General features: G+C 34.5%; 13 protein-coding genes. 10 read left to right on the forward strand and 3 right to left on the reverse strand.

The features are described from left to right. The first annotated feature begins 50 nt into the window (after positions 1-50). Positions 51-980 carry a PfkB family carbohydrate kinase gene (locus ACE3PD_RS03830; RefSeq protein ID WP_374399687.1) on the forward strand — a complete coding sequence of 310 codons (930 nt, stop codon included), beginning with the start codon at positions 51-53 and terminating at the stop codon, positions 978-980. Positions 981-1,071: 91 nt separating this feature from the next. After that, positions 1,072-2,970: an amidophosphoribosyltransferase gene (locus ACE3PD_RS03835; protein ID WP_374399689.1), complete on the forward strand. Its 1,899-nt coding sequence runs from the start codon at positions 1,072-1,074 to the stop codon at positions 2,968-2,970. 432 nt (positions 2,971-3,402) lie between these two features. On the opposite strand, the gene ACE3PD_RS03840 is transcribed toward ACE3PD_RS03835, so the two are convergent. After that, positions 3,403-4,008 carry a superoxide dismutase gene (locus ACE3PD_RS03840; RefSeq protein WP_374399692.1) on the reverse strand — a complete coding sequence of 202 codons (606 nt, stop codon included), beginning with the start codon at positions 4,006-4,008 and terminating at the stop codon, positions 3,403-3,405. 147 nt (positions 4,009-4,155) lie between these two features. Between ACE3PD_RS03840 and ACE3PD_RS03845 the strand changes: the two genes are divergently transcribed. The 5 genes from ACE3PD_RS03845 (at position 4,156) to ACE3PD_RS03865 (ending at position 13,732) form a co-directional block, all read left to right on the forward strand. Then, on the forward strand, positions 4,156-4,968 hold the full coding sequence (locus tag ACE3PD_RS03845) for an alpha/beta hydrolase (protein ID WP_374399694.1): 813 nt from the start codon (positions 4,156-4,158) through the stop codon (positions 4,966-4,968). A gap of 10 nt (positions 4,969-4,978) precedes the next feature. Further along, positions 4,979-8,152, forward strand: a complete 3,174-nt coding sequence (locus tag ACE3PD_RS03850) for a UvrD-helicase domain-containing protein (protein WP_374399696.1) — start codon at positions 4,979-4,981, stop codon at positions 8,150-8,152. 34 nt (positions 8,153-8,186) lie between these two features. Continuing rightward, positions 8,187-9,383, forward strand: coding sequence for a glycine C-acetyltransferase (gene kbl / locus ACE3PD_RS03855; protein ID WP_374399698.1), 1,197 nt, complete (start codon positions 8,187-8,189; stop codon positions 9,381-9,383). 104 nt (positions 9,384-9,487) lie between these two features. Next, on the forward strand, positions 9,488-10,891 hold the full coding sequence (locus ACE3PD_RS03860) for an OmpA family protein (RefSeq protein ID WP_374399700.1): 1,404 nt from the start codon (positions 9,488-9,490) through the stop codon (positions 10,889-10,891). 63 nt (positions 10,892-10,954) lie between these two features. Then, a complete protein-coding gene (locus tag ACE3PD_RS03865) occupies positions 10,955-13,732 on the forward strand; it encodes a PD-(D/E)XK nuclease family protein (RefSeq protein ID WP_374399702.1) in 2,778 nt (925 codons plus the stop codon). Positions 13,733-13,849: 117 nt separating this feature from the next. On the opposite strand, the gene ACE3PD_RS03870 is transcribed toward ACE3PD_RS03865, so the two are convergent. Both ACE3PD_RS03870 and ACE3PD_RS03875 read right to left on the reverse strand, forming a co-directional pair. Then, positions 13,850-14,632 carry an alpha/beta fold hydrolase gene (locus ACE3PD_RS03870; protein ID WP_374399705.1) on the reverse strand — a complete coding sequence of 261 codons (783 nt, stop codon included), beginning with the start codon at positions 14,630-14,632 and terminating at the stop codon, positions 13,850-13,852. A 224-nt stretch (positions 14,633-14,856) separates the two neighbouring features. After that, positions 14,857-16,149: an aminopeptidase P family protein gene (locus ACE3PD_RS03875; RefSeq protein ID WP_374399707.1), complete on the reverse strand. Its 1,293-nt coding sequence runs from the start codon at positions 16,147-16,149 to the stop codon at positions 14,857-14,859. Positions 16,150-16,329: 180 nt separating this feature from the next. Between ACE3PD_RS03875 and ACE3PD_RS03880 the strand changes: the two genes are divergently transcribed. From ACE3PD_RS03880 to ACE3PD_RS03890, 3 genes are all read left to right on the forward strand, one after another. After that, the gene (locus ACE3PD_RS03880) at positions 16,330-19,107 is read left to right on the forward strand and encodes a glycosyl hydrolase (protein ID WP_374399708.1); all 2,778 of its coding nucleotides are present in this window, start codon (positions 16,330-16,332) and stop codon (positions 19,105-19,107) included. A gap of 242 nt (positions 19,108-19,349) precedes the next feature. Next, positions 19,350-20,210, forward strand: a complete 861-nt coding sequence (locus tag ACE3PD_RS03885) for a succinate dehydrogenase cytochrome b subunit (protein ID WP_374399710.1) — start codon at positions 19,350-19,352, stop codon at positions 20,208-20,210. 18 nt (positions 20,211-20,228) lie between these two features. Next, positions 20,229-22,238: a fumarate reductase/succinate dehydrogenase flavoprotein subunit gene (locus tag ACE3PD_RS03890; RefSeq protein ID WP_374399712.1), complete on the forward strand. Its 2,010-nt coding sequence runs from the start codon at positions 20,229-20,231 to the stop codon at positions 22,236-22,238. Positions 22,239-22,242: the final 4 nt, after the last annotated feature.

A 22,242-nucleotide genomic window follows, 5' to 3' on the forward strand; every position in this document is an offset into this window, starting at 1 on the left:
AAACTTCTAAACAAAAACTTATCTTTGCACCTTATTTCAAATTCAATTTAATGAACAAACTATTAATAGTAGGAACAGTAGCTTTTGATGCTATTGAAACACCTTTTGGGAAAACGGATAAAATTTTAGGTGGAGCCGCAACTTACATTGGTTTAGCGTCTAACTTTTTTAATGTAGATGCAGCAGTAGTTTCTGTGGTAGGAGAAGATTTTCCAAAGGAATATTTAGATTTATTAGAAAATAAAGGAGTTAATATAGAAGGAATCGAAATCGTAAAAGGAGGAAAAACTTTCTTTTGGAGTGGAAAATACCACAACGATTTAAATTCTCGCGACACTTTAGTAACAGAATTAAACGTTTTGGCTGATTTTAATCCAGTGGTGCCACAAGCGTATAAAAATTCAGATGTAGTTTTATTAGGTAACTTACACCCAATTGTACAATCAGGTGTTTTAAACCAAATGTCTGAAAGACCAAAATTAGTCGTTTTAGATACGATGAACTTTTGGATGGATTGTGCATTACCTGAATTATTAGACGTTATCAAACGTGTAGATGTAATCACCATCAACGATGAAGAAGCACGTCAGTTATCAGGAGAATATTCTTTGGTAAAAGCTGCGGCTAAAATTCATACAATGGGACCAAAATATGTGGTGATCAAAAAAGGAGAACACGGCGCATTATTGTTCCACAACAAAGAAGTTTTCTTTGCTCCAGCTTTGCCATTAGAAGAAGTATTTGATCCAACAGGTGCTGGCGATACTTTCGCAGGAGGTTTCGCAGGTTATATTGCGCAATCTGAAAATATTTCATTCGATAACATGAAGAATGCAATCATTTACGGTTCTAACTTAGCTTCTTTCTGTGTGGAGAAATTTGGAACAGAAAGAATGGAAGATTTAGATAGAAAAGAAGTAAACTCGCGTTTGCAACAGTTTAAAGCTTTAACACAATTTGAAATCGAATTAGAAGAATAAAAACGTGCCTCGAAATTTCGGGGCATTTTTTGTTTATATTTAAAGAACTGACAAGTCGCGACTTGTCACTAACACAACAACACAACTACTTATGAGTGACGCAATCAAGCACGAATGTGGAATTGCACTACTGCGATTAAAGAAACCGTTAGAATTCTATAAGGAAAAATACGGAACGGCTTTCTATGGAGTACAAAAAATGTACTTATTAATGGAAAAGCAACACAATCGCGGTCAAGACGGAGCCGGATTAGCTAGTATTAAATTAGATGTAAATCCGGGTGAACGATACATTAGCCGTATTCGTTCAAATGATCCGCAACCAATCAAAGATATTTTTGCACAAATTAACGAACGCATTAGCGGCGAATTAGAAGCACATCCTGAATATCAGAACAATGTGGCGCTTCAAAAACAAAATATTCCCTATGTTGGCGAAGTGTTTTTAGGGCACGTTCGTTATGGGACTTTTGGGAAAAACAGCATCGAAAGCGTACATCCTTTTTTACGTCAAAACAATTGGATGCACCGAAATCTAATCGTAGCGGGGAACTTCAACATGACAAATGTTAAGGAGTTGTTCCAAAATCTTATCGACTTAGGCCAACATCCAAAACAAATGGCCGATACCGTTACCGTAATGGAAAAAATCGGACATTTCTTAGATGATGAGGTGACCCATTTATATAAAGAATGCAAAAACGAGGGTTATTCTAAAAAAGACGCTTCTCCAATTATTGGGGAGCGATTGAATATCCAACGCATTTTAGAGCGCGCTTCCCGTAATTGGGATGGAGGTTACGCTATGGCTGGTTTATTAGGTCACGGCGATTCATTCGTAATGCGTGATCCTGCTGGAATTCGTCCTGCTTTTTTTTACGAAGATGATGAAATTGTAGTGGTAGCTTCAGAGCGTCCAGTAATTCAAACGGTTTTCAATGTACCTTTCGAAAAAGTACAAGAATTAACACCAGGAAGTGCTATCATCATTAAGAAAAATGGTAAAGTTTCGATAGAAGAAGTTAGAACTCCATTGGTAAAGAAGGCTTGTTCATTTGAACGTATTTATTTCTCTCGTGGAAGTGATGCCGAAATTTACCAAGAGCGTAAAGAACTAGGAAGATTAATTTTTCCGAGCATTTTAAAATCCATCGATAACGATACCGACAATACAGTTTTCTCATATATTCCAAATACAGCAGAAACTTCTTTTTACGGAATGAGTGAGGCGGCTCAAGATTTCTTAAATCAAAGAAAAGCTAAAATGATTATCGAGCAAAAAGATACGTTGACGGAAGACACCTTGAAAGAACTGCTTTCTGTGAAAATTAGAACGGAGAAAATTGCGATTAAAGATGCGAAACTAAGAACGTTCATTACCGAAGATAGTAGCCGTGATGATTTAGTGGCACACGTATATGATGTAACGTATGGAGTAGTAAAACCAACGGATAATTTGGTCATTATTGATGATAGTATTGTGCGAGGAACTACCTTAAAACAAAGTATCATTAAAATGATGGATCGTTTGCATCCAAAGAAAATTGTTGTAGTTTCATCTGCACCACAAATTCGTTATCCAGATTGTTACGGAATCGATATGGCGAAATTAGAAGGATTAGTAGCTTTTAGAGCTGCTTTAGAACTATTGAAAGAACGCAATTTGTATCATATAGTAGAAGAGGTGTACCAAAAATCCAAAGCACAAGAAGATTTCATTGATGCTGATGTGATAAACTATGTAAAAGAAATTTATGCGCCATTCACTGATCAAGAAATTTCAGATAAAATTGCCGAAATGCTTACACCAGAAGACACTAAAGCAGAAGTGAAAATCATTTACCAAACGGTAGAAGATTTGCATAAAGCATGTCCAAAGAATTTAGGCGATTGGTATTTCACAGGAGATTATCCTACAGATGGAGGAAACCGTGTAGTGAATAGAGCTTTTATGAATTTTTATGAAGGAAAAGATGCTCGCGCCTATTAAAAAATGCGTTTCATCGACTTTTTATTTCGTTTAACAATTTTTTTATAGTAATACAAAATCTCACCTTACTTTAGCTCTACCAGAAAATTAGTAGGTTAAGTTTTATGGTAGATTTGGGGCAAAAAAGGGTACGCAATGCGTGCCTTTTTTTTACCCAAAAGCTTAGACGTTTGTTAGGAAAAATAAAAAAATATGGCATTTTATTTTTCAAAAATGCATTTCATCGAGTTTTTGTGTTATTCAACAATTTTTTTCGTCACATATACAAGAGTGTTTTACTTTAGTGCTACCAGAAAATTAGTAGGTTAAGTTTTATGGTAGATTTGGGGCAAAAAGGGTGAAAGTAATTTCACCTTTTTTATTTTAATAAACTTGGTAACAAAAAAGGCGAAGATTTTTCAATCCTCGCCTTTTTTAATTTTGTTTGTTTAATTATTTCGCTGCAGCAAAACGTTTTGCAACTTCAGACCAATTAATTACATTAAAGAAAGCTTCAATATAATCAGGGCGACGGTTTTGGTAGTGTAAGTAATAAGCATGTTCCCAAACATCCATTCCTAAGATTGGTTGTCCGCCACAAGCAACACCTGGCATTAATGGGTTATCTTGGTTTGGAGTAGAACAAACTTCTAATTTGCCATCTTTCACACACAGCCAAGCCCATCCTGAACCAAAACGAGTAGCTCCTGCTTTAGCAAATTCAGCTTTAAAAGCGTCAAATGAACCAAAAGCTGTGTCAATTGCAGTAGCTAATTCACCTGTTGGTAAACCACCACCATTTGGCGACATAATTTCCCAAAACATAGTGTGGTTGTAATGTCCACCACCATTGTTACGAACTGGCATGTTGTTCATGTCCAAATTTTTCATCAAATCTTCAATAGATTTTCCTTCTAAATCAGTTCCAGCAATAGCAGCGTTTAAGTTGGTAACGTATGCATTGTGATGCTTAGAATGATGAATTTCCATTGTTCTAGCGTCAATATGAGGTTCTAATGCATCGTATGCATAAGGTAATTGTGGTAATTCAAAAGCCATGATATTTAATTTTTAGATTAATAATATTTTCACCAAATTTACAAATTAAACTTCGGATTCAAAAATAGATAGTTTTTATACCACTATTAGTAAGATAAATATAACATTGAAGTATATTCGTTTTTAAATTATTAAAAATTAAATCCAATGAAATCACGCTACAGTATTTTATTTTTTATCGTTCTATTCGTTACAAGTTGCACAAAAACTTCACAACCTGTTGATTCAATTCCAAAGCACGAAACTTTTACTATTCAGTCTAAAAAAGTTAACGAAACCCGAGTAATTAACGTATGGACGCCTGAAAACTATAAAACTAGTACTGATTCGTTGCCTGTTATGTATATGGCAGATGGTGGAATTAAAGAAGATTTTCCGCACATTGCAAATACTTTAGCAGAACTTATCAAGCAAAACAAAATTAAACCTATAATTTTGGTTGGTATTGAAAACACGCAACGCCGAAAAGATTTATCAGGTTTTACAACCGTTGAAAAAGACAAAGAAATTGCTCCCGAAGTGGGTGGTTCAGCACAATTTAGAGCGTTTATTAAAGAAGAACTTTTCACAGAAATAACTAAAAAATATAGAACTTCAAACAAAAAAGGTATAATTGGCGAATCACTTTCAGGGCTTTTTGTAACGGAAACTTTTTTGCAAACGCCAGAAATGTTTGACTTTTACATTGCATTCGATCCTTCATTGTGGTGGAATAATCAGTATTTGGTAAAAACGGCAAAACAACACTTGGCAAAATTTCCGAATCAGCAAAAAGTATTTTGGTTCGCAGGTTCTAATGCTGAGGATATATCGCCAAACACCAAAAATCTTCGAGATGTATTAAAAGATACAAATCTATCAAACATAAAATGGAATTATTCCGATGAACCAAACAAAGAGCATTCTACCATTTTTAGAGCAACTAAAGAAAAAGCAATTGTTTGGACTTTAAATCAATAAATAATCATACTTGAATACAACCGCTTTCACCATATACGATGCTTCGGCTGGCTCCGGAAAGACTTACACGCTAACTAAAGAATACTTAAAAATTCTTTTCTTGGCGACGAATGATGATGCCTATCGAAAAATTTTAGCCATCACTTTTACCAACAAAGCGGTAGAAGAAATGAAAACCCGAATTGTGTCGAGTTTGTATCAATTTTCATTGGATAACACTTCCGAAAAAGCGATGGAATTGCTAAAAGATGTTGCTTCGGAAACCAAATTAAGCATCGCTACTTTAAAAGACAAATCGAAAGCTATTATTAAAAATATCATTCATAATTATGCAGCGTTTGATATTTCAACGATTGATAAATTCACGCACAAAGTTATCCGAACGTTTGCCCAAGATTTGAATTTGCCTCCGAATTTTGAAGTGTCGTTGGAAACTGATTCGCTTTTACAAGAAGCCATTGACTTGGTAATTTCTAAAGCAGGTGATGATCCAAATTTAACCAAACTACTCATTGAATTTTCTAAAGAAAAAACCGATGACGATAAAAACTGGGACATTTCGGCCGAATTATTAAAGGTTGCCCAATTGATTACCAACGAAAACAATTCGGAAGAAATCAAAGAAATGGAGGATAAGAGTTTAGACGATTTCGGAATCGTAAAAAAGAAATTGCAGGAAGAAATCAAACAATTAAAAGCCGAAACTAGTGAAGCCGGAAAAAATACTAAGCATTTTATTGAATCAAATGGAGCGAGTTTAAGTTCTTTTCCAAAGTATTTCAATGATCATTTGAATAATATTGAGTTAAATCAGTTGAAAGATACTCAAAAAAAATATTTTTCTCCAGAAGATATTAAGGTTTTAAAATCGGCAAAAGACGTTGCTATTATTGAATCGATTATTGATGAAATTGTATCGAAATTAAAATCGATTTACGATAAGTTAGGAAAAGTAGCGATGTACGAAGCTTTTCTACAAAACTTAAACCCATTGTCGTTATTAAACACGATTTATCAAGAATTCAAACAAATTCAGGAAGAACAAAATTTAGTTTCGATTTCCGATTTCAATAAAATCATTCACAACGAAATACAAAATCAGCCAGCACCTTTTATTTATGAGCGATTGGGCGAAAAATACCGCCATTATTTTATCGATGAGTTTCAAGATACTTCGGTAATGCAATGGCAAAATTTGATTCCGTTAATCGATAATGCACTTTCAGGACAAGACGATTTTGGGCAACAAGGTACTTTGATGTTGGTTGGCGATCCAAAACAAGCGATTTACCGTTGGCGAGGCGGAAAAGCCGAACAATTTATCGATTTGGCCAAGGAAGATAAAAAACACAATCCGTTTTCCAATAAAGACAAAGAAACGCTTCGTTTAGGTACAAATTACCGTAGTTTTAGCGAAGTCATTCAGTTTAATAACGCGTTTTTTAAGCAATTATCCGATAAATTCGAAAATCCAGATTATAAAAATCTTTACGAAAACCTTTCGCATCAAGAAATTAATTCTAAAATTGGTGGTTATGTGAATTTATCGTTCATCGAAGTGCCAGAAGACGAAACTGAAGTCGAAGGTTTTGATTCGGACAACGATTCAATTTCGGTAAAAGATAAATTTTACTTGAATCAAACCTTAAGAACTATTGAAAAATGTATTGCTAACGGATTTGAATACAAAGACATTGTTTTGCTTACGCGAACAAAAGCGCCAGGAGTTAAGTTAGCGAATTTCTTAACCGAAAACAGTGTTCCGATTTTATCTTCAGAAACCTTATTGATCCAAAATGCGACCGAAGTGAAGTTGTTGATTACCTTGCTTCGCTATTTGAAAAATCCCAAAGACGACGAATCGAAAGTCTATTTCTTGTATTTTATTGCGAAATATTTGCAATCGGAAGTGCCAATTCATGATTTTATTTTGGCTGCAAAAGATAAAAATTCGGAGGAATTAGAAGCGTTTTTAAAAACTATCGGTATTGAAATTTCGTTCAAAAATTGCAAGAAAAAATCGCTGTATGAAGCAGTTGAAATTTTAATAGCGACTTTTTTGAATGGCAAAGTAAATACTTCGTATTTGCAGTATTTCTTGGATTTGGTATTGGAAAAAGATGTAAAAGTGCAATCGAGTATTGCTGATTTCTTGGAATATTGGGATAAAATTGGTTATCAAAAAAGTATTCCGTCACCAGAAGGAACGAATGCCGTTCGCATCATGACAATTCATAAATCAAAAGGTTTGGAATTTCCTGTGGTGATTTTTCCTTTTGCGGAAGAAAATTTTTCAAGCAAACCTAAAGATAAATTGTGGATTCCGTTGGAAGATGCTAATGTAGATTTTCCAAAAGCGTTAATCAATAACAGAAAAGAGGTTGAAACTTACGGAAGTGAAGCAAAAGCAGTTTTTCAAACCAAAAATCAAGAAGAAGTTTTAGATACAATTAACGTTTTGTATGTTGCATTAACGCGTGCTGAAGAACAATTGTATGTGATTTCGAATAAATTGAAAACCAAAAAAGGCGATTTGGTTACCAATAATTTATCTTACTATTTCTTAGAATTTCTACAAAATTCAGGAAAATATGAAGAAACCCAATCAGAATACGAATTTGGGAGTTCAAATAGAATTTCAACTAACAAATTCCACGAAGGCAATCACAATCAAATAGGAATTGTTTCACACAAATTGAATCCAAAAAACATCAAAATTGCACAACGAGAAGCATTAATGTGGGGAACCGTACAACAAGATGCGATCAATTTTGGGAATATTCTCCACGAAATCATGGCGTTTATTCATACGAAAGACGATGTAGATTTAGCGATTCAAAAAGCAACGGAATTGGGATTAATTACGTTTTCTCAAAATGCAATTTTTAAAGAAACGATTCAAAATATTGTCAATCATTCGGAGTTAAAAGAATATTTTGAACCTGATGCCAAAGTGTTTAATGAGCAAAATATCATTAAAAAAGCCACAAAAAACAGCAAACCCGATAGAGTTGTGATTAAAGATAATGTGGCGTATTTGTTAGATTACAAAACAGGAGAAAAACATAACAAACATAAAGCACAATTAGAAGAATACGAAATGGCTTTACAAGAAATGAACTATACCGTTGCAAAAAAAACACTTATATACATAGGAGAAAGTATAGAAATAGTAACTTTGTAATTCTAAACAACAAACTAGTAACAATAAACATATTATGTACGGAAAAATCCAACAACACCTACAAAACGAATTAAATACAATTCAAGAAAACGGATTATTTAAAAAAGAACGCATTATCACTTCGCCTCAAGGAGCAGAAATTACAATTTCGACAGGTGAAACGGTTTTAAATTTTTGTGCGAATAATTATTTAGGATTATCATCTCATCCAGAAGTAGTGCAAGCAGCAAAAGATGCTTTGGATTCACACGGATTCGGAATGTCATCAGTACGATTCATTTGTGGAACACAAGATATCCACAAAGAATTAGAAAAAAAGATTGCCGATTTCTACGGAACAGAAGATACTATTTTATACGCAGCGGCTTTTGATGCGAATGGAGGTGTTTTCGAACCTTTATTAGGAGAAGAAGATTGTATTATTTCTGATTCATTGAATCACGCTTCTATTATTGATGGTGTTCGTTTGTGTAAAGCAGCACGTTATCGCTACGAAAATAATAATATGGAAGACTTAGAGCAACAGCTTATCAAAGCAACTGAAGCCGGTCATCGTTTTAAATTAATCGTAACAGACGGAGTTTTCTCTATGGACGGATTAGTAGCGCCATTAGACAAAATTTGTGACTTAGCCGATAAATATGATGCTTTGGTTATGGTTGACGAATGCCACGCTGCAGGTTTCATCGGAGCTACAGGAAAAGGAACATTGGAAGCTAAAGGTGTAATGGGAAGAGTAGACATCATCACTGGAACTTTAGGAAAAGCTTTAGGTGGTGCCATGGGAGGTTATACAACGGCAAAAAAAGAAATTATTGAAATATTACGTCAACGTTCTCGTCCGTATTTGTTTTCAAATTCGTTAGCGCCATCGATTGTTGGAGCATCGTTAAAAGTTTTTGAATTGTTAGAAAAAGATACCGCATTAAGAGATAAATTAGAGTGGAATACCAATTATTTCAAAGCTGGATTAAGAAAATCAGGCATAGATTTCATCGATGGTGACTCTGCAATTGTACCTGTAATGTTGTATGATGCCAAATTATCGCAAGTAATGGCAGAAGAATTGTTGAAAAAAGGAATCTATGTTATAGGATTTTTCTTCCCAGTAGTTCCTAAAGATAAAGCGCGTATTCGTGTACAATTATCAGCTGCACATACACAAGAACATTTGGACAAAGCTATAGAGGCTTTTACAGAAGTGGCAAAAAAATTAGGTATAATCAAGTAAAAATCCGACAAATAAGTAATTTTTTTTAACAAAACTTTTTGTAGTTAAAAAAAACGTATTACTTTTGTTCCAATTATAACGCATTGTAATTAAATAAAACAAGTATGAAACATCTTAACAAATTATTTGCTGCCGCTTTATTGTTTGCAGGTTTAACAACTCAAGCACAAGACAGCAACAACCCATGGGCAGTGTCTTTTGGGGTAAATGGAGTTGACACTAAAGTTAGTGCTGTTGGTAATGACAGTCCAAAATGGATTCAATTAGGTAATGCTAATGATAACTGGAACATTTTACCTTCAGTTTCTTATTTAAACGTATCTAGATACGTTGGTGACGGGTTCTCTTTTGGATTAACAGGTTCTGTTAACAAAATTAACAGATGGGTTTCTAGAGTGCCAGGAACTGAAGCTACAGATATCGTTACTAATCCAGGTGATTTATCTTATTATGCATTTGATGCAACTATCAAGTATAGTTTCATGGAAATGATCGGTACAAAATGGTTTGATCCATCTCTTAACATTGGAGGAGGTTACAACTTCTTCGGAGATGCTTCAGCTGGTACTGTTAACGGAGGTGTAGGTTTGACATTTTGGGTTACAGAACATGTTGGTATCCAATTCCAATCTGTTTACAAACATTCATTTGATGATAACAGAGTGGCAAATTTAGACGTGCCAACTCATATTCAACACTTTGCTGGTTTAACTTTCAAATTTGGAGGTAAAGATACAGATGGTGACGGAATTTATGACAAAGATGACGCATGTCCTGAAGTAGCTGGTTTACCAGAATTCAAAGGATGTCCTGATACAGATAAAGATGGTATCCAAGATTCAGAAGATGCTTGTCCAGAAGAAGCAGGTTCTAAAGAATTAAACGGATGTCCAGATAACGACGGTGACGGAATCATCAATTCAGAAGATGCTTGTCCAGAAGATAAAGGAACTAAAATGATGAATGGATGTCCTGATGCTGATGGTGACGGAGTTGCTGATAAAGATGACAAATGTCCTACTGTAGCTGGTGCTAAAGATAACGCTGGTTGTCCATGGCCTGATACTGATGGTGACGGTGTTGCTGATAAAGATGACAAATGTCCTACTGTAGCTGGTACTGTTGCTAACAATGGTTGTCCTGAAGTATCTGATGATGCTATCAAAAAATTAAACGCTTATGCTAAAACTATTTTGTTTGACACTGGAAAATTCTCTTTCCAAAAACAAACTTTCCCAGTTTTAGAAGCTATTACTGCTATTTTAAAAGAATACCCAACTGCTAAATTCTCAATTGAGGGTCACACTGACAACGTTGGTAAAGCAGATTTCAACCAAAAATTGTCTGACGGTAGAGCTAACGCTGTTAAACAATATTTAATTGACAACGGTATTGATCCATTCAGATTAACTTCTAAAGGTTTTGGTATGGATAACCCAATCGATACTAACAAAACTGCTAAAGGTAGAGCAAACAACAGAAGAGTTGAAGTGAAATTAGTTAAATAATTTCTTTCTAAAATATAATAAGAAACGTCCCGATATTTCGGGACGTTTTTTTATTTTTATAAAATGAAACAAGATACTTTTTTAGATAAGTTAAGCACTGTTATTTTATCACAATCTGATATTGAATTATCGAATTGTCTGATTGTTTTACCCAATAAAAGAGCCAAGGTGTTTCTTTTAGAAAGTTTAAAAAATCAATTAGAAACTACTTCGTTTGCACCAACCATCATTAGTATTGAAGATTTCATTCAAGAGATTTCGGGTCTTCGTACCATTGATCCAATTGAATTGTTATTCGAATTCTACGAAGTTTATCTTTCTGTAACAGATAAATCCAAACAACAAACTTTTGAAGAATTTGCCACTTGGGCAAAAACTGCTATTCAAGATTTTAATGAAATCGATCGCTATTTGTTGCCACCAAATCATGTTTTTTCTTATTTAGAAGATATCGAAGCGTTAAAACGTTGGGATTTACAGCCACAAGACAAAACCAAATTAATCACAACTCATTTAGAGTTTTGGGCTAAATTGCCTTTGTATTACGAATCTTTTTACAAGCATTTATTAAAAAAAGGAATCGGTTATCAAGGTTTATTATACAGAGAAGCAGTTAAAAATCTAGCTACGTTTACCACAACCATTACCAATCAAATCTTTTTCGCTGGGTTCAATGCTTTAAATCAAGCGGAAGAACGTATATTCAAACATTTGGCCAACGAGAACAAAGCCAAAATTTATTGGGACATCGATGAGGTGTTTTTGAATGACTCTTATCACGATGCTGGTTTATTTATTCGAAAGTTTAAAAAAGAATGGAAACCTTTCGTAAATCAAGATTTTGAGTGGGTTGTCAATCATTTCAGCGAAGAGAAAAATATTGAAATTATTGGAACTCCAAAAAGTATCGGTCAAGCTAAAATTGTGGGAACCATTATTGAAAAAATTCAATCTGAAAACCCAAATTTAGAAAAAACAGCGGTTGTTCTAGGTGATGAAAACCTGTTGCTTCCTGTTTTATATGGTTTGCCCGAATCGGTGGATGCGTTGAATATTACAATGGGTTATCCAAGTAAAAATAATCCTGCGCAATTGTTAATTAGCAAGTTGTTCAAGTTACATACGAATGCCAAACAACGTAATGAAAAAAGCTACACATTTTACTATAAAGAAGTTTTAGATATCCTAAATCATCCTTTGGTGGAACCGTATTGTAAAGTAGAAGAAGTCGTAAAAGTGATAAACAACAACAATTTTACTTTCTTTTCCAATCAAAAATTATTCAGTTTATACGATGAAAAATATCCAAATTCAGCAAACAAATTCTTCGAATTGTTATTCACGCGTTGGGACGATTCTATTTCTGATATTTTAGCGAATTTGAGTTCGATTTTACTTACCATAAAATCCTATTTAAGTAACGATGATGCCGAAGAAAAAGTAACGAAAGCTTTCGTTTATTCAGTTTTCAAAACGATAAATAAATTAACCAATTATCACGAAACTTATAATCAAATTGAAACCTTGCCATCGCTTCAAGCGATTTACAAGCAAATTATCGATTTAGCGGAAGTTTCTTTCGAAGGTGAACCTTTGAATGGACTTCAAGTAATGGGTGTTTTAGAAAGTCGTGTATTGGATTTTGAAAATGTGATTATCACTTCGGTAAACGAAGGTAAATTTCCAGCTGGAAAATCGCAAAACTCATTCATTCCTTATGATGTTAAAAAGGAATTAGGTTTGCCAACCTATAAAGAAAAAGATGCTATTTATTGCTATCACTTTTATCATTTGTTGTTGCGTGCGAAAAACATTTGGTTGCTTTATAATACCGACAACGAAGGAATTGATGCTGGTGAAAAAAGTCGTTTCATCACGCAATTAGAAATCGAAAAACAACCAAAACACAACATTACTAGTACGATTTATAATGCGGTTTTACCAGAAAAAGCATACGAACCAGTTACGATTCCAAAAACTGATAAAATTCTAGCACGTTTGCACGAAATTGCAACTGATAAAGGATTTTCACCATCTTCGTTGACGAATTATATTCGAAATCCGTTACAGTTTTACATGCAACGTATTTTGCGCATTAACGAAGCTGATGAAGTAGAAGAAAACATCGCGGTAAATACGTTAGGAACCATTATTCATAATGCGTTGGAAGAATTGTATACGCCAAACTTGAATCAGTTTTTGGCATTGCATCATATTGAAGCGATGGAATCAAAAATTGACGAAGTCATTCTAAAACATTTCAAAGAAATTTACAAAGAAGGTGAAATCACGAAAGGGAAAAACTTGTTGGCTTTTGAAGTAGCCAAACGAAATGTTTACAATTTTCTACAATTAGAAAAAAAAGACATCGAAGAAGGTCAAGCTATAAAAGTATTGTTGTTAGAAGCGAGTTTGTCCTGTGAAATCGAAGTAAAATCATTACCCTTTCCAATTAAAATAGCAGGTAAAGTTGACCGAATTGAAGAACGAAACGGCGCCATCAGAATCATCGATTACAAAACTGGAAAAGTAGATGGAAACAGTTTAAAAATTCAAGATTTTGGTGATTTGACTTCTGATATAAAAAATGAAAAAATCATTCAGTTGTTGTGTTATGCATTGATGTTTGAAAATCACGAGTTAAAACAAAACCGAGAAGTTTCAGCCGGAATAGTTTCGTTTAAAAACATGAAAAGCGGTTTTTTACCTTTCGGATTAGGAAAAGGGAAAGATGCTGAACTTGTTATTTCAACAGAAATTTTAGAAGATTTTAAATCGGAATTAGAAAAATTGATTGTAGAAATTTTCAATACAGAAATTCCGTTTAAGGAAAAAATATAGTTTGCCACGGATTAAAGGATTTTCACAGATTCCAAAATCCTTCTAATCTGTGCAATCTGTGGCTTTGTTAATTTGCGAACTTTGCGCAAAAACTTTGCGCTCTTTGCGTTTAAATAACTAAACCCTTTTCAAAAACCCATTCAAAACCGCTAACAGTTCAGCCTGGTTTTCAAAATGACTCATGTGACCGTCTTCAAAAGTAGTGAGTTGTACTTGCGTGCCTTCGATTTGTTCCAAATTGTCATCATAATTTAAAACAGGATCTTTTTTACCTAAAATAAGTTGAATCGGATATGGAGCAAAATGCAAAATAACTTCGCGGTCTTTTCTGATTTTCATGCCTTCTAATGCAGCAACAATACCTTGAAGTGGTGTTTTTAAAGCTTCTAATTTTACTTCCTCAATAATGTCAGCTAAACGTTCGCGATTGTCCTCACTAAACAAATTAGCAATACTCATACGAATGAATGCCGAATAATTTTGTTTCACCGCCACAATCGCTCTGTCACGATTTGCTTTTCGTTCGTCGCTATCAGCTCTTGAAGTAGAGTTTTGTAATACAATTCCTTTTACATTGTCGGGATACAATTCGGCGAAAGCCAACGCCACATAACCACCCATCGAATGTCCAATCAAAACCGCTTTTCTAATTTTTAATTCGTGCAACACATGATGCACCATATCGGCTTGGTCTTCCATGGTGTGGACATAACCCAAACATTCTGTTTCGCCATGACCTAACAAATCAATAGTAATAATGCGGTGTTTCTTTACCAACTCAGGAACAAACGCCTTCCACATCGATTGATTTTCTAAAAAACCATGCAATAACACCACTGCCGTTCCTTTACCTTGGTCGGTGTAACTGATTTTGGTGTTTTTGAAGTTGGTGGTTTTCATGAGGGCAAAGTTAGGGTTTAAACGCAAATTCCGAAACTTCGGAACCAAAGTTTTTTCGCAAAGTGCGCAAGGGTTTTTTTACCACAAACTTGTCATTCCGTAGGAATCTCATAAAGAGATGCTTAACAGCATGACAAGTTTGCGTTGAGCTAAGTTTGAGCATTAAAAAACGGCTCACATTTCTGCAAGCCGTCTATACTGTAAACTGAGACTGAGACTGAAAACTAACTATTCATTATCGATTCAATTTCTTCAATTTCAATCGGAATATTGCGCATTAAGTTAAATGCAGCCCCTTTTTCTTGAATCACCATATCGTCCTCTAAACGAATACCAAAACCTTCTTTCGGAATGTAAATTCCTGGTTCAACTGTGAATACCATGTTGGCTTGCATTGGTTCGTGTAATAATCCGTAATCGTGTGTGTCTAATCCCATGTGGTGCGAAGTGCCGTGCATGAAATATTTTTTATACGCTGGCCAATCTGGATTTTCGTTTTGTACATCGGCTTTGTCTAATAATCCTAAACCAAGCAATTCAGAAGTCATGATTTTGCCCACTTCTACATGATATTGTTTCCATAATGTTCCTGGAACCAACATTTTTGTAGCTTCGTTTTTCACGTTTAAAACGGCATTGTAAACCGCTTTTTGTCTATCTGTAAAACGTCCCGAAACCGGAACCATACGCGTCATATCGCTTGAATAATTAGCATATTCTGCACCAACGTCTAATAAAATCAAATCACCAGCTTTACATTGTTGGTTGTTTTCAATGTAATGTAACACATTTGCATTGTTTCCAGAAGCGATAATTGGGGTGTAAGCAAAACCTTTCGAACGATTTCTTAAAAATTCATGAGCAAATTCGGCTTCGATTTCGTACTCCATAACACCTGGTTTTACGAAATTCAAAACTCTTCTGAATCCTTTTTCCGTAATATCACACGCTTTTTGGATTAAATCCAACTCTTCGCTTTCTTTAACCGAACGCAATCTTTGTAAAATAGGATTCGATTTTTCTACTTTATGTGCTGGATAATTTTCTTTCCACCATTTGATAAAACGCGCTTCACGAGTTTCGGTTTCAATAACCGCTCTGTAATGTTCGTTAGTGTTGATATAAATCGTATCAGCATACGCCATGATTTCTTTCAACGTTTTATGGAAATCTTGTAACCAAATCACCGATTTAATTCCAGAAACTTCAAATGCTCTTTCTTTTGTCAATTTTTCACCTTCCCAAATAGCGATATGCTCATTCGTTTCTTTTAAGAATAAAATTTCTTTCAAATGTTCGTAAGGCGCATCTGGAAAAAGTAATAAAATACTTTCTTCTTGATCCACACCTGATAAATATAAAATATCTCTATGTTGTGCAAAAGGCAAAGTAGAATCGGCAGAAACTGGATAAATATCGTTAGAATTGAATACTGCAACGCTGTTAGGTTTCATTTGAGCTGTGAATTTCGCTCTGTTTTTCACGTATAAATCGCGGTCTATTTGATGGTATTTCATTTTTTAAGTGATTAAATATTAGTAATTAGTGACTAGTTTTTGTGTGAAACAAATTCTATGTTTCTATGTGTTTAAAATAGTTTTTCAAAATTAATAAGATAAAAATTAAAAGTTGTTAAATACTTTAGAAATTTTGTAGAAGTGCAATGTTTTGGCTAATTTTCAACAAATTTTTTCAAGATGAAGCAAATTACTATCCTGTTTTTATTGATTGTGCAATCAACAATTGCACAAAGTTCGTTGTTTAATCAAGTTGAAGCTAAGAATATAGGGCCAACCATCATGAGTGGTCGTGTAGTTGACTTAGCTGTAAATCCAAAAAACCCAACTGAATTTTATGTCGCGTATGCTACAGGTGGACTTTGGTACACCAATAACAACGGAACTTCTTTTTCGCCTGTGATGGATTCGGCAGAAACGGTTAATTGTGGTTCGGTTACGGTGGATTGGAATTCGGGAACGATTTGGGTAGGAACAGGTGAGGTGAATGCTTCACGTTCGTCTTATGCTGGGGTTGGTGTTTTAAAATCTTCAGATAAAGGCAAAACTTGGGAAAATTTAGGCTTAAAAGATTCGCATCACATCAGCCGAATTTGGGTCAACCCAAGTAATTTGAATGAAATTGTAGTCGCTGCTGTTGGACACTTATATACAACTAACAAAGAACGTGGGATTTATAAGTCAACTGATGGCGGAAAATCGTGGAAACAAACTTTGTTTGTAGCGGAAGATGCTGGAATTATTGATTTAGTAGTTTCGAAAAATAATCCTAAAATTATGTTTGCTGCGTCATGGCAAAAAGATAGAAAAGCGTGGCATTTTGATGGAGATGGTGAAAAATCAGGTATTTACAAAAGTGAAGATGGCGGAACATCGTGGAAATTAGTCACAACTAAAGAAAGTGGATTTCCTGCGAATGAAGGTGTGGGAAGAATTGGTTTAGCGATGTTCAGTGAAAATGTAATTTATGCGGTTTTAGATAATCAGAACAAACGACCAAAAACAGTTTCAAAAAATAAATTGACTACGATGTTGTCAACTCCAGGTGCAGATTTCATGGAAATTTCGAATAAAGAATTGAACATTGCATTGAAAGAAAGTGGTTTCAGAGATAAATATCGAGCTGAAAATATAAAAAAGTGGATTGCTGATAACCATATGGAACCGAAAGATGTTTTGAAATTCCTTTCGGATGCAAATAAAGCGTTATTCGAAACAGAAGTTATTGGTTGTGAAGTATATAAATCGGAAGATGGTGGAAAATCTTGGAAGAAGACAAATCAGAATTATATTGACGATATGTATTATACCTATGGATATTATTTTGCGAATATTTCGGTAGATGAAACCAATCAAAATCGCGTTTATATTGGAGGTGTTCCGTTGTTATTTTCAGAAGATGGAGGAAAAACCTTCACAGCTATTTCAAAAGAAAATGTACATGCAGATCATCACGTAACTTGGGTCAATCCAGAAAATCCAAATCATATTATCAACGGAAATGATGGTGGTGTAAATATTTCTTACGACAACGGAGCAAATTGGATTAAATGCAATAACGAAGCATTAGGTCAATTGTATGCAGTAAATGTCGATTATCAAGAAAATTATAATGTGTATGGTGGTTTACAAGATAATGGCGTTTGGTTCGGACCAAATAACTATTCGCACAATGTGGCTTGGCATCAAGATGGGAAATATCCGTATCAAGAATTAATTGGTGGTGATGGAATGCAAATTCAAATTGATAGTCGCAATCCAAATGTAGTTTTCACAGGATATCAATTTGGGAACTACTACAGAATCAATCAAAAAGAAGGCAAGTTTGATTATATCACGCCAAAAGCTCCAAAAGGAGAAAAACCGTATCGTTTCAACTGGCAAACACCGATTTTATTGTCTTCGCACAATCAGGATATTTTGTATATGGGTTCGGAGTTTTTACACCGTTCTATGAATCAAGGTGAAACTTGGGAACGAATTTCAGGTGATTTAACCAATGGTGCAAAAGAAGGAAATGTCGCTTTTGGAACTTTAACGACTATTTCAGAAAGTAAATTTCAATTCGGATTGCTTTATGCAGGTTCTGATGATGGAAAAATTCACGTTTCAAAAGATGGTGGCGTTTCTTGGCAATTGATTTCGGGTAATTTGCCTCAGAATTTATGGGTTTCAAGAGTTGCGGCTTCGACTCACAAAAAAGAAAGAGTTTATGCGACTTTAAACGGATATAGAAACGATAATTTTGAAAGTTATGCTTTTGTTTCAGAAGATTTTGGTGCGACTTGGAATCCGATTTCGAATGGATTAACTGAGGCTGTTAATGTTATTGTTGAAGATTCGGCTAACGAAAATATTTTATATGTAGGAACTGATAATGGTTTATTTATTTCATTAGATAAAGGTATTACTTGGCAAGATTTCTCAAACGGAATGCCAAAAGTAGCGGTTCATGATGCCGTTATTCAAACGAAAGTAAAAGAATTAATCGTGGGAACTCACGGTCGTTCACTATATAAAATAGATATTTCTAGAGTTCAAGAATTAACTAAGGAAGTTTTAGCTAAAAATCTGCATTTGTTTAAAGTGAATGATAGAACAAAATCTGATCGTTGGGGAACTCAAAATTACGCTTGGGGAAAACCAAGTGAGCCATCACAAGAAATTTGGTTTTATACAAATGTTGATGGAATCGTGAATGTTTCGATTGCGAATGAATCGGGAATGATAGTTCATACTCAAAAAGTAGATGCTAAAAAAGGATTGAATTCGTTTAATTTCGATTATTCGATGCCAAAAAATGTAGCGGATAATTGGAATAAAAAAGACAAAAAAATTAAAATCAAAGAAGCGGAAAACAAGAAGTTTTATTTAGCAGTTGGTAAGTACAAATTAACCATTAGTAGAGATAAGTTCTCCGAAAGTAAATCATTTGAGATTTTAAGTCCAAAAAAGTAACCTTTTCTCACGGATTTGTTAAACTTGAGCCTCTTTTTTTCATGTAGCTTACGGTTTCCTATTTATTTTTTGCTAAAATAGTATATATTACATGTTGAATGTAGTCTAAAACACTGATATTCAACGATAGTTAAATTCATTTTAAAATCATTATAAATTAGCGCTAAAAGGTTGTAGTTAATTTCAAATAGCCGTATTTTTGCTTGATTTTTTTATTAAACTAGTACAATCAAATAAAAATTATGGCAAAATCAGCACTATTGAAGTCGTCTATTGTAAAAAAATATTGGATGGCTCTTACAGGTTTATTTTTATGCTTGTTTTTGGCGGGTCATTTGGCTGGGAATCTTCAATTGATTTTCGGAACAAGTCAACAATTTAATGAATATGCTTTATTCATGACCACCAATCCTGCAGTTAAGTTACTTTCTTACCTTACTTACATTTCAATTATATTCCATGCAATCGATGGAATTATGTTGACAATCCAAAACAAAAAAGCAAGGCCAATTGGTTATGCAAAAACAAATGGTTCTTCTAGTAGTTTAGCTTCAAGAAATATGGCGGTTTTAGGAACTGTTATTTTAGTTTTTATCGCTACTCACATGGTGAATTTTTGGGCTAAAATGCATTTTGACAAAGATATGCCATTAGCAAAGAAAACTGTTAATATTCAAGGGGCTATACAAAATTTTTATATTGGAACCCAATCAGGTCAGTTTTTTCTTGTTGAACAGGTGGCATTTGAGAATGAAAAAAAACAAAAAACAATGTTGCCTCAACAATATATAGTTAAAAATGGCACGGAGCTATATTATGCTGCTGCTGATATTAAAATTGCAAACCTTTACAAAGATTTACACAAATTAACAGTTGATTTCTTCAAAGATCCTAAATATGGTCTTGCTTTTACTATTTTCTACGTTTTGTCAATGTTAGCTTTAGCTTTTCACTTATGGCATGGTTTCCAAAGTGCTTTTCAATCTCTAGGGGTTAACAGCTCTAAATTTACACCTGTTATCAAGTTTGTTGGAAATGCATTTGCAATTATAGTTCCATTGTTATTTGCAATCATTCCTATTTTCTTACACTTTAAAAAATAATCAACATCAGTATATATTATGAAGTTAGATTCTAAAATACCAGCGGGTCCATTAAAAGACAAATGGACTGATCATAAAAATCACTTGAAATTAGTTGCTCCAAATAATAGACCAAAAATCGATATTATTGTGGTTGGAACTGGTTTAGCAGGTGCTTCTGCTGCTGCTTCTCTTGGAGAAATGGGGTATAATGTAAAAGCATTCTGTTTTCAAGATTCTCCTCGTCGCGCACACTCAATTGCCGCTCAAGGAGGTATCAATGCAGCAAAAAATTATCAAAATGATGGTGATAGTGTTTACCGTCTTTTCTATGATACTATCAAAGGTGGTGACTACCGTGCGCGTGAAGCAAACGTTCACCGTTTAGCTGAAGTTTCTGGAAATATTATTGACCAATGTGTGGCGCAAGGTGTTCCTTTTGCTCGCGAATATGGGGGAATGTTAGACAACCGTTCGTTTGGTGGTACGCAAGTACAACGTACTTTCTATGCTGCTGGACAAACAGGACAACAATTGTTATTAGGAGCATATTCAGCTTTATCAAGACAAATCGGGTTAGGTCGTGTAAAAATGTACAACCGTCACGAAATGTTAGATTTAGTTAAAGTGGATGGAAAAGCGCGTGGAATTATCGCTCGTAACTTAATCACAGGAGAAATCGAAAGACATTCAGCTCACGCAGTTGTTATCGCTTCTGGAGGTTACGGAAACGTATATTTCCTTTCTACAAATGCAATGGGAAGTAACGTAACAGCTGGATGGAAAATCCACAAGCAAGGAGCGTTATTTGCAAATCCATGTTATGTACAAATTCACCCAACATGTATTCCAGTTCACGGAACAAATCAGTCAAAATTAACGTTGATGTCTGAATCGTTACGTAACTCAGGACGTATTTGGGTACCAAAGAAAAAAGAAGATGCAGAAGCAATCAGAGCTGGGAAATTAAAACCAACACAAATTGCAGAAGAAGATAGAGATTATTACTTAGAAAGAAGATATCCAGCTTTCGGTAATTTAGTACCACGTGACGTAGCTTCAAGAGCTGCAAAAGAACGTTGTGATGCTGGTTACGGAATCGAAGCTAACGATACTAATGAAGGAGTTTACTTAGATTTCTCTACGGAAATTCAAACTAAAGGACGTCAAGCAGCTTACGCGAAAGGAAATCATAATCCAACTCCAGAAGAAATTACAGCTTTAGGAAAACAGTGGTTAGAAGAGAAATATGGTAACTTGTTTACGATGTATCAAAAAATCACCGATGAGAATCCTTACGAAACGCCAATGAAAATTTATCCAGCAGTTCACTATACTATGGGTGGTGTTTGGGTTGATTATAACTTACAATCTACAATCCCAGGTTGTTTCGTAGCAGGAGAGGCTAACTTCTCTGACCACGGAGCTAACCGTTTAGGAGCTTCGGCTTTAATGCAAGGTTTAGCGGATGGATATTTTGTATTACCTTACACAATTTCTAACTATTTAGCGGACGAAATCAGAACAGGTAAAATTTCTACTGAATCGCCAGAATTTGCTGAAGCAGAAGCTAGAGTTAAAGATTCAATTAGTAAATTCTTAAACAACAACGGTACTAAGTCAGTTGATTATTTCCACAAAAAATTAGGTTTAATTATGTGGAATAAAGTAGGTATGGCTCGTAACGAAAAAGGATTAACAGAAGCTATTGCTGAAATCGCTCAATTAAAAGAAGATTTCTACAAAGATGTATATGTTCCTGGAAGTGCAGACGAATTAAATCCAGAGTTAGAAAAAGCTTTAAGAGTGGCAGACTTCATCGAATTAGGTCAATTAATGGCAATGGATGCTTTGCAACGTAAAGAGTCTTGTGGTGGTCACTTCCGTGAAGAATACCAAGATGCTGAAGGTGAAACATTACGTGATGACGAAAACTTCAAATTTGTTGGAGCTTGGGAATACAAAGGAGATGACATCAGTAAAGAAGAACTTCACAAAGAAGAATTGAAATACGAGGAAATTAAAATTGCAGCTAGAAATTACAAATAATAGA

The sequence above is a fragment of the Flavobacterium sp. genome, from assembly GCF_041911335.1.
In the GTDB taxonomy this organism is placed as follows: domain Bacteria; phylum Bacteroidota; class Bacteroidia; order Flavobacteriales; family Flavobacteriaceae; genus Flavobacterium.